This is a genomic window from uncultured Rothia sp., from assembly GCF_916715725.1.
Classification (GTDB): Bacteria; Actinomycetota; Actinomycetes; order Actinomycetales; family Micrococcaceae; genus Rothia.
In genome coordinates this window covers 425,293-438,830 of sequence record NZ_CAKAPD010000001.1, presented here as the reverse complement: position 1 = coordinate 438,830, position 13,538 = coordinate 425,293, and the positions used below count along the sequence as shown (strand labels likewise).

10 protein-coding genes and 4 tRNA genes are annotated in these 13,538 nt (G+C 62.3%); all 14 read left to right on the top strand.

The window, feature by feature from the left end; translation table 11 throughout:
- Positions 1-183 precede the first annotated feature (183 nt).
- The 14 genes from QZ822_RS01645 (at position 184) to QZ822_RS01580 (ending at position 13,532) form a co-directional block, all read left to right on the top strand.
- Complete coding sequence (locus QZ822_RS01645; protein WP_294642093.1) at positions 184-1,614, top strand: transcriptional initiation protein Tat; 1,431 nt, start codon at positions 184-186, stop codon at positions 1,612-1,614.
- A 270-nt stretch (positions 1,615-1,884) separates the two neighbouring features.
- Positions 1,885-2,940, top strand: coding sequence for a 3-isopropylmalate dehydrogenase (locus QZ822_RS01640; protein WP_294642091.1), 1,056 nt, complete (start codon positions 1,885-1,887; stop codon positions 2,938-2,940).
- 354 nt (positions 2,941-3,294) lie between these two features.
- The gene (locus QZ822_RS01635) at positions 3,295-4,392 is read left to right on the top strand and encodes a branched-chain amino acid aminotransferase (RefSeq protein WP_294642089.1); all 1,098 of its coding nucleotides are present in this window, start codon (positions 3,295-3,297) and stop codon (positions 4,390-4,392) included.
- A 169-nt stretch (positions 4,393-4,561) separates the two neighbouring features.
- Complete coding sequence (locus QZ822_RS01630) at positions 4,562-5,314, top strand: fumarylacetoacetate hydrolase family protein (RefSeq protein WP_294642087.1); 753 nt, start codon at positions 4,562-4,564, stop codon at positions 5,312-5,314.
- A gap of 57 nt (positions 5,315-5,371) precedes the next feature.
- The gene (gene gltX / locus QZ822_RS01625) at positions 5,372-6,883 is read left to right on the top strand and encodes a glutamate--tRNA ligase (protein WP_294642085.1); all 1,512 of its coding nucleotides are present in this window, start codon (positions 5,372-5,374) and stop codon (positions 6,881-6,883) included.
- 2 nt (positions 6,884-6,885) lie between these two features.
- Complete coding sequence (locus QZ822_RS01620; protein ID WP_294642084.1) at positions 6,886-7,311, top strand: hypothetical protein; 426 nt, start codon at positions 6,886-6,888, stop codon at positions 7,309-7,311.
- Between the two features lie 263 nt (positions 7,312-7,574).
- Positions 7,575-7,650: transfer RNA gene (locus QZ822_RS01615), tRNA-Gly, on the top strand.
- 564 nt (positions 7,651-8,214) lie between these two features.
- Positions 8,215-8,286, top strand: a tRNA-Gln gene (locus QZ822_RS01610).
- A gap of 22 nt (positions 8,287-8,308) precedes the next feature.
- Positions 8,309-8,381, top strand: a tRNA-Glu gene (locus QZ822_RS01605).
- 237 nt (positions 8,382-8,618) lie between these two features.
- A tRNA-Val gene (locus tag QZ822_RS01600) sits at positions 8,619-8,693 on the top strand.
- Positions 8,694-8,801: 108 nt separating this feature from the next.
- Complete coding sequence (locus tag QZ822_RS01595) at positions 8,802-9,650, top strand: cytochrome (protein ID WP_294642082.1); 849 nt, start codon at positions 8,802-8,804, stop codon at positions 9,648-9,650.
- Positions 9,651-9,969: 319 nt separating this feature from the next.
- A complete protein-coding gene (gene def / locus QZ822_RS01590; RefSeq protein WP_294642080.1) occupies positions 9,970-10,566 on the top strand; it encodes a peptide deformylase in 597 nt (198 codons plus the stop codon).
- 6 nt (positions 10,567-10,572) lie between these two features.
- Entirely contained in the window at positions 10,573-11,541 is a 969-nt protein-coding gene (fmt, locus tag QZ822_RS01585; RefSeq protein WP_294642078.1) for a methionyl-tRNA formyltransferase, read from the top strand.
- Positions 11,538-13,532, top strand: coding sequence for an RsmB/NOP family class I SAM-dependent RNA methyltransferase (locus tag QZ822_RS01580; protein ID WP_294642077.1), 1,995 nt, complete (start codon positions 11,538-11,540; stop codon positions 13,530-13,532). Before fmt ends, QZ822_RS01580 begins: the two co-directional genes overlap by 4 nt.
- The last annotated feature ends 6 nt before the right edge of the window (positions 13,533-13,538 follow it).

Below are 13,538 nucleotides of genomic sequence, written 5' to 3'. Positions count from 1 at the left end.
GCGCTCTGAAGTGCACCTCCCTGTATATGGGGAGCGGGATACAACATTATGTCGTTATCACCAAGAGGTTAGGTGCAAACCTGCTTCGCTCACTCGAATCTCATCAGGTGACGTTCTTCGCCGTGCACGACGGCGGGTGATAACTTTTATTCCTCAAAATGACATCACTCTCGAAGGACATACATGTCTACTAACATTTCTCGCCGCAAGGTTGTAGCTGGCGCAGCATGGGCTGCTCCGGTTGTCGCAGCTTCCGCTGCAGTTCCCGCTTTTGCTTCCTCCACCGAATGTGAGTGGAACTCCACCGAAAACTACAACATCTCCGGTCAGCCCTCCGGTGCACGCGACACTCTGAAGATTACTATTCCCGCTAAGGTCGACAAGCTCCGCTTCGAGGTTGCTGGTGGCGCAGGTGGCGGCTCCGCTCAGGTTGCTGGTGGTTCCGGTGCTCTCGTGACCGGTGAAATCCCCGTCAAGGCAGGCCAGGTTGTTGAGCTGGTCGCAGCTGCCGGTGGTGTAGCTTACCTGGCGTCCGAGCCCGGCGTTGACAGCGCGGCTATTTGGCAGACCCGCCCCGCAACCGGTGGTAAGGGTTACGGTAACGGTGGTGACGTCAACGAACAGCCCGTTCCCGCAGACGCTAAGGCTCGTGTTGAAGCTATCGCGCCCATGCCTTCCGATATGAAGCGTTACCTCTACGGTGGTTCCGGCGGTGGCTCCTCCGCTCTGGTTATTGATGGCACCCCGATTGCTGTTGCAGGTGGCGGTGGCGGTGCGGGTATCCGTACCCAGCCCGGTACCAACAACATGCCCGCAAATAGCCCGTTCTACAACCCCAAGGCAGTCAACGCTTCCACCACCAGCCTGGGTGACACCGCGGTTAAGTCCGTTCTGCCCGCAGGTGCAAGCGCATCCGCAGCAGCCGGTGGCGACGCTGAGACCTCCGTCTCTCACTACACCGTTCTGAAGCCGCACGCCTCTGAGCGTACCGCTATGAAGGTTGCCGGTGGTAAGGGTGGTAACGGCGGCGTTGGTGGCGCAGGTGGCGAGCAGCCCCTGCTGTACAACGACAAGGCTAACGTCTACGGTGTTCTGGGCTTCACCAGCCAGAACAAGCAGGAGCTCTTCAGCTCCTCCACCGCTGGCGACAAGGGTGGCTCCGGCTTCGACGGTAAGGGTGCAGACGGCGTCTTCGCATACTCCTACCAGATTGACAACAACGACATTTCCAAGCTGGAAATCGTTCACCAGACCAACCCTGTTAACCTCAACGAAAAGCGCCCCTATAGCGAAAGCGACACCCGCAAGTCCTTCAACGGTTACCAGACCGTTGTCTCCGCAGGCGGTGGCGCAGGTTACGGTGGCGGTGGCTCCGGTGCTGCTCGCGGTCTCTCCGCTATCATTACCTCCCAGAAGTGGAACGCTAACGAAGAGCCCACTCGTTACCGCCAGAACGTTAGCGCACTGCTGCAGGCAGGCGCAGGTGGCGCAGGTGGCTCCTACGTTTCCCCCACCGTTCCCAATGGTGAGATTTCCTCCGCTAACAACGCTGCAAAGCAGTCCGGCGTTCGTAACCCCGGTTACGTGAAGGTTACCCTCTGCACCCGCTCCTAATAGCAGTAGCATCTAGGGTCCTCACACTGAGCGAGAACTCATAACGATATTCCCCGGCTGAATTATCAGTCGGGGAATATTGTTTTAACCGGCAGAAGCTGAACACCGCAGAATCCAGAACCCCAGATTTCAGGAGGCACCGGGTCGAAGCAGAAGGGTAGGGGAGTGGCATGGCAGGAGCTACAGCTAGTCAGACGTCGTCTAGCCCAGAGTCTGAGAACCCGCCCGCACACTCTACCGCCCACCCGCGGCGCGTATTACGGTAGAGGCATGACTGAAGCACGTAGCATCGACCTCGCCGTCATCCCCGGCGACGGCATCGGCCCCGAAATCATTACCGAAGCCCAGCGCATCCTCACCCGCGCCTGTGAGCTCGAAAACATCACCGTAACCCCCACCCACTACAAGCTCGGCGCCGAGCACTGGCTGGAAACCGGTGAAACCCTACCCGACTCCACCATGGACGCCCTCAAGAAGCACGACGCGATCCTCTTCGGCGCCATCGGTGCAGACCCGCGCAGCGGCAAGATTCCCTCCGGCCTCATCGAACGCGAAATGCTCCTGAAGCTGCGCTTCGCTTTCGACCACTACATCAACCTGCGCCCCTCCCGCCTGTACCCCGGCGCAGTCTCCCCGCTCGCCAACCCCGGCAACATCGACTTCGTCGTTGTGCGTGAAGGCACCGAAGGCCCCTACATCGGCAACGGCGGCGTGATTCGCCAGGGCACCCCGCACGAAATCGCCACCGAAGTCTCCCTCAACACCGCACACGGTGTGGAGCGCCTGGTGCGCTACGCCTTCGAGCTGGCGTCCACCCGCCGCAAGAAGGTCACCCTCGTACACAAGACCAACGTGCTCACCCACGCAGGCCGCCTCTACAACCGCTACTTCACCGAAATCGCGGCTGAATTCCCCGAGGTTGAGACCGACTACCTGCACATTGACGCGACCACCATCTTCATGGTCACCGACCCCGCCCGCTTCGACGTGATCGTCACCGACAACCTCTTCGGCGATATCATCACCGACCTCGCTGGTGCAGTGACCGGCGGTATCGGCTACGCGGCAAGCGGCAACATCAACGCCGTCGGCGAGTTCCCCTCCATGTTCGAGCCCGTACACGGCTCCGCACCGGACATTGCCCGCCAGAACAAGGCAAACCCCACCGCCGCAATCCTCGCCGGTGCAATGTTGCTGCGCCACCTCGGCCACGACGCCGCCGCAGCCCGCATTGAGGACGCTGTCGAGGCAGATATGCGCGAAAACGGCGCGACCGTGCGTGGTACCGACCAGGTCGGCGCGGACGTGCTCGCACGCCTCGGTTAATACTTGCCCGGCTAAAACTGGCTCGGCTAAAACGTGAACTACGCTAGCGAAGCCCGGAAGGAACACACCTTCCGGGCTTCACCTGTTCACATCCTGAATGGGAGAAAAGGTGCGCATGCGGCAAACGCATCTTTCCGGTACTCTAAACAGGTCAGGCACACCCGCCCGGCACCTCGGCGGTGGACACCATCCACCACTAGCTTTGATGCATCCGACTAGCACAGACCGCTAGATGCACCATCTGCCCCGCACGACAACGCGCCCGGCGGCACACACCGGTCCCTCGCCCCGCCGCGAGAACCGCCACTCAAAGAACGCCCACAGAGGCAACTAGACGAAGAGGAACGCAGAACGATGGCCATCGAATTCAGCCACGAAGCAAACCAGTCACCCGCCACCGCCGAACGCCGCGCCGAAATCCTTGCAAACCCCGGCTTCGGTGACTACTTCACCGACCACATGGTCACCATCGACTGGGAAGGCGACTACAAGACCGGTGGCACCTGGTACGACGCACGAGTTCACCCCTACGGCCCGCTCGTCCTCGACCCCGCAGCATCCGTCTTCCACTACGGCCAGGAAATCTTCGAAGGCATCAAGGGCTACCGCCACGCCGACGGCTCCGTATGGACCTTCCGCCCCGAAAAGAACGCGGCACGCTTCGCGAACTCCGCACGCCGCCTCTCCCTGCCCGAGCTGCCCGAAGAGACCTTCATCGAATCCCTGCGCGAACTCATCAAGGCAGACGAAGCATGGGTACCCACCGGCGACGGTGAGGCCTTCTACTTCCGCCCCTTCATGATTGCAACCGAGGCGTTCCTCGGTGTTCGCCCCGCACGCCACGTGCAGTACCACGTGATCGGCTCGCCCGCAGGTAACTACTTCGGCACCCCCGAACCCGTAGACATCTGGCTCTCCACCACCTACGCCCGTGCAGGCGAAGGCGGCACCGGTGCGGCAAAGTGCGGCGGTAACTACGCAGCATCCATGATTGCCCAGACCGAGGGTGAAAAGCACGGCTGCAAGCAGGTTATCTTCAAGGACCCGCACCGCGGCGACGCCATCGAAGAGCTCGGCGGCATGAACGTGTTCTTCATCTTCGGCAAGGAAAACAAGATCGTCACCCCCGAACTGACCGGCACCATCCTCGAAGGCGTGACCCGCTCCTCGATGATTCAGCTCGCCAAGGACCGCGGCATGACCGTCGAAGAGCGCGCCATCACCCTCACCGAATGGCGTGAAGGCGTGGCAAACGGCGACATCACCGAAATCTTTGCTTGCGGCACCGCAGCAGTGGTCGCACCCATCGGCAAGCTCAAGGCAGAAGACTTCGAAATCCCGGCACCCACCGAGCACTTCGGCGAAATCTCCAAGAGCCTGCGCGAAGAGCTCGTCGGCATTCAGCTGGGCACCGTTGAGGACCGCCACGGCTGGATGACCCGCCTCATCTAATCTCTCACGCGAAATCCCCGCAGGATGCGCTCCCACCTGGAACGCACACCCGCGGGGATTCGCTGTGCCCGGTAAATGCTGTGGGGGAGGGGAGGCGCACCCCGTCGAACCCGACCCCGCTAAAGCCCGCCCGCCGCCCACACCCTCGAAGGCTGGTACCCTAGAAAGTATGCGTATTGCACGATTTACCGTAAATAATGAGCTCCACTTCGGGCTGGTAGAAGGCGCCGCAGGCGAAGAAACCCTGCGCGTACTCGCCGGCGACCCCTTCTACTCGGGTATCGAACCGACCGGCACCACCTACCCCATCGACCAGGTGCGCCTGCTCGCCCCGATTATTCCCCGCTCCAAGGTGATTGGAGCGATCGCAAACTGGGCTGGAACCGAGGCGCCCGCCTCCCCGCAGTTCTTCCTCAAGCCCAACACCACCGTGATTGGCCCCGGCGACCCCGTGACCCTGCCCGAGTACTCCGAAGCCGTCAGCGCAGAGGGTGAACTCGCGGTCATTATCGGTCGTATCGCCAAGTCCGTGCCGCTTGAGCGCGTGCACGAGGTCATCTTCGGCTACACCGTGGCAAACGACCTCACCGCCCGCGACCTGCTCGAAGACCGCCAGTGGACCCGCGCGAAGGGCTTCGACGGCTCCACCCCGCTCGGCCCCTGGATTGAAACCGACCTGGACACCGACTCGCTGAACATCACCACCTGGGTTGACGGCGACGTCGTGCAGGAAGGCAACACCTCCGAAATGCACTACTCCGTAGCCGAGCAGGTTGCCGCAGCCTCCGAAATCTTCACCCTACTGCCCGGCGACGTACTGCTCACCGGCACCCCCGCCGGCATCAGCGTACTGCGCGACGGCAACGAAGTAGAGGTCGAGGTCGAAGGCGTCGGTTCCCTCGTCACCCGCGTGCGCGACTAAGCCGCCCGCGCCCCACAACGTAACGTACATCCTGAAACACACCGTCAAGGAGACATCATGACCGAATACCACGGTCCCGTACTCAACAGCCCCGCAGACACCCGCGTGCGCTTCTGCCCCTCGCCCACCGGCACCCCGCACGTGGGCATGGTCCGCACCGCCCTCTTCAACTGGGCATACGCACGCCACACCGGCGGCAAGCTGATCTTCCGCATCGAAGACACCGACGCGGCACGCGACTCCGAAGAATCGTTCAACCAGGTGCTCGAATCCCTGCACTGGCTCGGCATCAACTGGGACGAAGGCGTCGGCGTCGGCGGCCCCCACGAGCCCTACCGCCAGTCCGAGCGTAAGACCGCCGGCATCTACAACGAGATTTTCCAGAAGCTCGTTGAGGGCGGCTACGTGTACGAAGACTTCTCCACCCCCGACGAGGTGAAGGAGCGCCGCAAGGCAGCCGGTCAGGACCCGCAGCTCGGCTACGACAACTACGACCGCAACCTCACCGAAGAGCAGAAGGAAGCCTACCGTGCCGAGGGCCGCAAGCCCGTGTGGCGTCTGCGCATGCCCGACGAGGACATCACCTTCAACGACCTCGTTCGCGGTGAAATCACCTTCAAGGCAGGCACCGTACCCGACTACGTGGTTGTGCGCTCCAACGGCGACCCGCTGTACCCCTTCGTGAACCCCGTCGACGACGCACTCATGGGCGTCACCCACGTGCTGCGCGGTGAGGACCTGCTTTCCTCCACCCCGCGTCAGATTGCGCTCTACCGCGCACTCGTCGACACCGGCGTGACCAGCTTCATCCCCGAATTCGGCCACCTGCCCTACGTCATGGGCCAGGGCAACAAGAAGCTCTCCAAGCGCGACCCCGAGTCGAACCTCTTCCTGCTGCGCGACTCCGGCTTCATCAAGGAAGGCCTGCTGAACTACCTGTCCCTGCTAGGCTGGTCCCTCTCCGCAGACCAGGACGTCTTCAGCATCGACGAGCTCGTCGAGCACTTCGACGTACACGACGTTGTCGCCAACCCCGCACGCTTCGACGTGAAGAAGGCAGAGTCCATCAACGGCGACCACATCCGTGCGCTCGACCCCAAGGACTTCCGCGACCGCCTCGTGCCGTACCTGCAGGCTGCAGGCGTACTCGGCGAAACCCTCACCGAGCGTGAAGAGCAGGTCCTCACCGAAGCTGCACCCCTCGTCCAGGAGCGCATGCAGCTGCTCGGCGAAGCACCCGGCCTGCTCGCTTTCCTCTTCAAAGCTGACGAAGAAATCAGCACCGCAGACGACGCACGTAAGCAGCTCAAGGAATCCGCACCGCAGGTTCTCGCAGCAGCAATCGAGGCTCTCGAGCCCCTCGAGGACTTCACCGCAGCCAACATCGAAGCAGCCCTGCGCGCCGCAATCGTCGACGGCCTGGAAATCAAGCCGCGCCTCGCATTCGGCCCCGTGCGCATCGCAGTGTCCGGTGAGCGCATCTCCCCGCCGCTATTCGAATCCATGGAAATCCTCGGCAAGGACTCCTCCCTCGCACGCCTGCGCAAGCTTGCCGCTGAACTGAGCTAACCATGAATCAATCGATCATGGGGAAGGCGCTGCTGAAGGGCTCCATCATGGCGCTCACCAACGCCTGCATTATCTGGCTGTTCGCCTACATTGCCGGTTTTGACCGCTCCGTATGGATGGTCGTCATCATTATTGCCGGTGCGGCGCTCGCCTACGTGACCGCGTTCCTGGAGGCACGCGCCATGCAGAACGCGGCTCGCGGCGGCGACGTGAGCACCTCGTCGTCTGTTGTTGATTCTTCGGACTCTTCGGGCGAAGAAGAGGAAGAAGACGACTTCGTGGACCCGGGCCCCGACCCGGACGCAGGCGACTTCGACGCCGGAAGCTCCAGTAGCTCCAGCAGCTCGGACTACAGTAGCTACAGCAGCTCCGACTACTCTGGCGGCGGCGATTCCGGTGGAGGCGACTCCGGCGGTAGCAGCGACTAAGCTCTAGAGAATCCCCTTATCCAACGGGAATCAGACGACCGAAAGGTCTGAAGAAACCCGGCGGATAAGGGGATTTTTTCGCAAATTTGAGAATATTTTTTGTGATGGATATTTCCTGTAAAACTACTAGTCAGTATGTTTTATATGGGTGAATATGGCTCCATTTGGAGGGGTGTGGCAAGAATTTGGTTTGCACACCCCGGCAAAGGCTCGTATAGTAGTACATGTTGTTGCGACGAACTGAAAAGTTCAAAGCGAAACATGCGGTTGTAGCTCAGTTGGTAGAGCACCACCTTGCCAAGGTGGATGTCGCGAGTTCAAGTCTCGTCAACCGCTCCACTCAAGCCCCGAGGTTCGCCTCGGGGCTTTTCGTTGTCTCTGGGTTTTTATTTTTTTATTACCTCCGGGTTTTTGCTGTCTCCGGGTTTTTAGTTTTTGGATGTGCAGAGCGGGGGTCCTGCGATCTTTCCCGAGGTGGTTGCTTGGGTGAGTTGGCCGCCAGGCTAGCTGGCTAGTCAGTTAACCGGCTGCCCGGCTATCTGATCACCTAGCTACCTGACTGCCCGGCCATCTGACGACCGGGAGACAGTGCAGGGGAAAAATCTTCAAAAAAATTTGGGGTGCAAAACGTGCAGGGGTGAGGATAAAACTGCTCTCCAAGTCCCCTAGAAGCTGCTTTGAAGGGTGAAAATCGGCCCCCAAAACCCTCTTTTTGAAGAAATTTAAAAAACTTTTTAACCCCAAAAACCCCGGAAACACGCGGAAGTAGCGGGCATAAAACCGTGAATGTGAGGCGGCTCTCCAGATTTCGGCTTGCACGCCTCCAGAAAGACCCGTATAGTTATTACTCGTTCCGGTGAAAAGCCGAAAGGTGAAAAACGGAACGGTAACTCAATAGAGTAATGGGATATGGTGTAATTGGCAACACGAAGGTTTCTGGTTCCTTTGTTCTAGGTTCGAGTCCTGGTATCCCAGCTAACCTCCTAACGGAGGTTGCGGCCCCATCGTATAGCGGCCTAGTACTCCGCCCTCTCACGGCGGCAACACCGGTTCAAATCCGGTTGGGGTCACACTAGGAAAAAGCCTGGTTTCTTCGGAAGCCAGGCTTTTTTATTTATATCTGTATCTGTCGGAAGATCTTTTAGATTCTATGGTGCCGCCGCATACTCCTCGAAAAGCCACAAGTGTTTCGAGAAGCCACTATTTTTGTGGCTTTTCGAAACACAAGTGGCTTCTCGGCGGCAGTAAAAAAAGGGGAGCGCAGAATTTGACCTTCACGCCAAGCCTCGGTATAGTCTTATCCGTAAGCGTGATTGGCGCAGTGGTAGCGCGCTTCGTTCACACCGAAGAGGTCACTGGTTCGAACCCAGTATCACGCACCAATAACCCCCGTTTCAAGGAACGGGGGTTTTATTATGCCCACCGGTATTTGTGTCCACAAGCAGTACAAACCCAGCCGCGGACACAACCACCCGAGAATGAGGTACCCCGTGACAACACCCGAACTCGCCGCAGCCACCGACTACGGACGCATGTACGCGCGCGTCCGCGGAGGAGAACTCCTCGTCCCCTCCATCACCACCGTCATCGGGCAGCACGCCAACGACCTCAGCGGCTGGCACGGGTACATGGCCGCCAAAGCCGCCCTCGAAGACCAGCGCGCCTACCGCGCCACCGGATCCCACGGCCTCAAATTCGCCATCATCCGCGACGCAGCCAGCGCCTCCGAACGATACCGCGATGCAGCCGCCGCCCGAGGCGACCGCGTCCACAACTACGCCGAAGCCGTCGCCCTACGCGCCATGGGCCGAGAACACAACCTCGACGAAAGCCGCGAACAGCTCATCATCAACGGCGAACAAGCCTACGCCGACCGCTTCGACGAATGGTGGGAAGCATTCAAACCCCGCCCCCTCGCCGCCGAAGTCACCATCTGGAACGACATCGTCGGCTACGCGGGCACCCTCGACCTCGTCGCAGAAATCGCAGGCCGAACCTGCATCATCGACTACAAAACCAAAGGCACCGACAAACGTGGCCGCGTCAAAGCACTTGACGAAAAAGTCGTCATGCAGCTCGTCGCCGGACTCAAAGCCGAAGAATCCCTCGTCGACCCCGACGAAGGCACCTGGGAACCCTGGAAATACGGCGACGCGCCCGTCCTCATGGGCGTGGCACTCGGCGAAACGCAGGTGTTGCCGCAGCAGGCAAACCCCGCCGTGCTCGAACGCAACTGGTACAAGTTCTGCGCCCTGCGCCGCGTCTGGGAATTCGACCGCCAGGTTCAAGAATTTGAAGACCCTGCGCTCATGCCCGTAGTACCGCCACCGGTGGCATAGGCTAGTACCCCCGCCGGTGGCATAGGGGAGTAGCGGGCGTGGAGGAGAGGCATAAACCCCTGTGGAGGTGAGCCCGCGCAGGTGAGCGCAGGGAGGTGAGGCTCAGCCCTCACCCTGCCGCCTCGATTCGTTCTAGATTCGCGCTAGCGAATCGGCGACAATAGAACAATAGGCAGAACGGCGCCCGCGCGCCCACTGTAAAGAACCCGCTAGGGAGAACCTTCTGTGAAGAACCCGTTGCGAAAAGCCATCAGCGCAGTTCTGCCACCATTTTGAAATCCGTAAGCACATTCCCGGCACCAGCCGGCAAAGGAGAACCATGACCATCCTGAGCATCCGCACCGTAGGCGACCCGGTGCTGCGCAGCGTCTGCGACCCCATCACCGTCTTCGACGACGACCTGGCACGACTCATCGACGACATGCTAGAAACCATGTACGACGTGGGCGGCGTGGGCCTTGCCGGCCCGCAGGTTGGCATCTCCAAGCAGATCTTCACCTTCGGCGGCATTGACGACCGCGAAGGCTACATCATTAACCCCGTGCTTGAAGTCGGCGAAGAAGACCAGGAAGGCGGCGAAGGCTGCCTGTCCGTGCCCGGCCAGAAGTCCGCGACCCCGCGCAAGAACTGGGCGCGCGTGACCGGCGTGGACCGCCACGGCGAACCCCTCGTACTGGAGGGTGAGGGTCTGTTCGCGCGCATGCTGCAGCACGAAACCGACCACCTGCACGGCAAGCTCTTCATCGACCGTCTCGTGGGCGAAGACCGCCAGCGCGTGATGCGTGCCCTGCGCGCCGCAGACTACAACACGGTCGCTGCTAAGACCGTGACCGAGCGTGCAGCCCGCGTGGGCGGTGCCTTCGGCGGCGGTGGCACATTCGGTGCCGGTTCCTCCTTCGGTAGCTTCGGAAAGTAGGCTCACATGCTCAACATCATTTACGCAGGCACCCCCGACGTTGCAGTGCCCCCGCTCGACTACCTGGCGAACTCCGATAAGGTGCGCGTGGTCGGCGTGCTCACCCGCGAAGATGCCCCCGTGGGCCGCAAGCGCGTGCTCACCCCCTCCCCGGTCGCGCAGCGTGCCGAAGAGCTCGGCCTGCCCATCGTGAAAGCAAACCGCTGGAACGACGAAGCCGCCGCAGCCGTTGCCGAACTGAACGCTGACGCGGCCGCCGTGGTCGCCTACGGTGCCCTGCTGCCGCTGTCCGCGCTGGAATCCCTGCGCTACGGCTGGGTCAACCTGCACTTCTCCAAGCTGCCCGCATGGCGCGGCGCCGCCCCCGTGCAGCGCGCCCTCATCGCCGGTGAGCAGGAAATTTTCTCCACCACCTTCCTGCTCGAAGAAGGCCTGGACACCGGCCCCACCTTCGAACAGGAATCCACCCCCGTAGCCGCCGACGACACCGCAGGCACCGTGCTGATGCGCCTTGCCACCAGCGGCGGCGCACTGCTTGAGCGCACCTTCGAACGCCTCGAAGCGGGCGAGAGCGGCACCGTGCAGGTCGAGGACGAGTCGGTCAGCTACGCCTCCAAGATGAGCATTGCCGACGGCCGCCTCACCTGGACCGAACCCGCCGAGCAGATCCTGGCACGCTTCCGCGGCGTGACCCCCGAACCCGGCGCATGGTGCGAACTGGGCGAAAACCGCTTCAAGATCGGTGGTCTGGCGGTTGCCGATGAGCGCCTGGTGCAGTCCCTGACCGAGGCGAACGGCGGCCCCCTCGCGCCCGGTGCGGTGCGTCTGCACGCGAAGAAGGTACTGGTCGGAACCGGTACCGAACCCCTGACGCTGCTGCAGGTTCAGCCTGCCGGTAAGAAAATGATGGATGCGCCCGCGTGGGCTCGCGGCGCTGGTAAGGACATGGCGGAAGGCCTGGTGGTACTCGCATGAGCAACGAAAAGCGCCCCTACAAGGGAGGACACGGCAAGCCCGGTCACGCCGGTAATGCCGGTAACGGCAAGTTCAACCAGGGCGGCGGTCAGGGTGAGGGCGGTGCGAAGCGTAAGCGTCGCCGCCGCTCCGGCTCGGGTAATGGCTCGGGTGCAGGCGAGCAGAACCGCCAGCAGTCTCAGAATTCTCAGCGTTCCCAGAACCAGCGTTCGCAGAATCAGCGCTCGCAGAACCAGCGTTCGCAGGGGCAGGGTGCTCAGAACCGCCCGCAGAAGTGGGATGACAACTCCCGCACCGAATCGCGCACCGGCCGCCGCTTTGACGGCCTGACCAGCGTCGAACGCGCCGCACGCCGAGCCAAGACCGAGCACGACGACACCAAACGCGGTGGCGGCGGCACCTCCCAGCGCAATAAGAGCGGCCACGAACGCAACCGCCGCTCCATGTCCGCCCGCGAATTCTCCGCGGCGGCACCCTCCGCACGCTCGCGTACCGCAGACACCGCACGCGCAACCGTCTTCGACGTACTGCGCTCCGTGGCGGAATCTGACGCCTACGCGAACCTCGTGCTGCCCAAGGCGATTCGTAGTCACCGCCTCGACCACCGCGACGCAGGCTTCGCAACCGAGCTGACCTACGGCACGCTGCGCCACCAGGGTACCTACGACGCAATCCTCAGCCGCTGCGTAGACCGCCCCCTCGAGAAGGTCGGCACCACCACCCTCATTGTGCTGCGCATGGGCGTGCACCAGCTGCTGAACATGCGCGTTCCCGCCCACGCGGCACTGAACCAGAGCGTGTCCCTGGCACGCGAAAAGATCGGTGCGGGCCCGGCAAGCTTTATTAACGCGGTGCTGCGCCGCGTCTCCGAGCGCACCCCCGAAGAGTGGTACGAACTCATCATCGAGGACGCGAAGGACGACACCGAGCGCATGGCGCTGCTCGCCTCGCACCCCGGCTGGATTGTGCGTTCCATGCGCCAGGCACTCGTCGCGCACGGCCGCCCCGCCTCCGAAATTGAGCAGCTGCTCGAAGCGGACAACCTCGCCCCCGTGGTGAACCTGGTTGCGCTGCCCGGCCTGGGTAGCCTCGACGAGGCGCGCGAACAGGGCGCTGTCGATGGCGAGCTGGTCGAGGGCTCGGCACTGTATGCCTCCGGCGACTTGGCGCGCCTGGAATCCGTGCGTGAAGGCACCGTCCGTGCGCAGGATGCCGGTTCCCAGCTGGTGGCACGCGCGCTCGCCGCTGCACCCCTGGACGGCACCGATACCGCCTGGCTCGACCTGTGCGCAGGCCCCGGCGGTAAGGCGGCGCTGCTTGGCGCGCTCGGTGTTCAGCGCGGCGCATCCCTGGTCGCCAACGAGGCGGCACCGCACCGCGCCCAGCTCGTGGAATCCTCCATGCGCCCCCTGCCCGAGGACAGCTACACGGTACTCGCCGGCGACGGCCGCCAGATCCGCGAGACCCTGCGCAAGAACGCCTCCGACCTGCCCGGATCCATTGAACCCGGTCAGCTGTTCGACCGCGTCATGGTGGATGTGCCCTGCTCCGGTCTGGGTGCCCTGCGCCGCCGCCCCGAGGCGCGTTGGCGCAAGTCCCCGCGCGATATTGCAGAGCTACTGCCCCTGCAGCGTCAGCTCCTGGACGCGGCCATTGAAGCGACCCGCCCCGGCGGCGTCATCGCCTACGTGACCTGCTCCCCGCACGCGGCAGAAACCCAGAACATTGTGGCTGAGGTGCTCGAAAGCGGCGCGGTCAGCCTGCTCGACTCCGCCGCCGCACTGCGCGAAGTTGCCCTGCACACCGAAGGCGCGAACGGCGAACCCGTGAGCGTGCTGGCGGGGGAGAAGGACCCCGGCCACACCCCCGAAATCAAGGTCAAGAAGGGCGCCCCGGTCGTGAAGGCTTCGGAGAACCCGACCACCGCACAGCTGTGGCCGCACGTGCACGGAACCGACGCCATGTTCCTCGCCCTGCTGCGTAAGAACTAGCCGCTT

Excerpts from the sequence above, each read along its gene's own strand:
- QZ822_RS01620 (WP_294642084.1), top strand. The coding sequence starts at position 6,886 with ATGAATCAATCGATCATGGGGAAGGCGCTGCTGAAGGGCTCCATCATG.
- QZ822_RS01630 (WP_294642087.1), top strand. The coding sequence starts at position 4,562 with ATGCGTATTGCACGATTTACCGTAAATAATGAGCTCCACTTCGGGCTG.
- QZ822_RS01635 (WP_294642089.1), top strand. The coding sequence starts at position 3,295 with ATGGCCATCGAATTCAGCCACGAAGCAAACCAGTCACCCGCCACCGCC.
- def (WP_294642080.1), top strand. The coding sequence starts at position 9,970 with ATGACCATCCTGAGCATCCGCACCGTAGGCGACCCGGTGCTGCGCAGC.
- QZ822_RS01645 (WP_294642093.1), top strand. The coding sequence starts at position 184 with ATGTCTACTAACATTTCTCGCCGCAAGGTTGTAGCTGGCGCAGCATGG.
- QZ822_RS01640 (WP_294642091.1), top strand. The coding sequence starts at position 1,885 with ATGACTGAAGCACGTAGCATCGACCTCGCCGTCATCCCCGGCGACGGC.
- QZ822_RS01580 (WP_294642077.1), top strand. The coding sequence starts at position 11,538 with ATGAGCAACGAAAAGCGCCCCTACAAGGGAGGACACGGCAAGCCCGGT.
- gltX (WP_294642085.1), top strand. The coding sequence starts at position 5,372 with ATGACCGAATACCACGGTCCCGTACTCAACAGCCCCGCAGACACCCGC.
- fmt (WP_294642078.1), top strand. The coding sequence starts at position 10,573 with ATGCTCAACATCATTTACGCAGGCACCCCCGACGTTGCAGTGCCCCCG.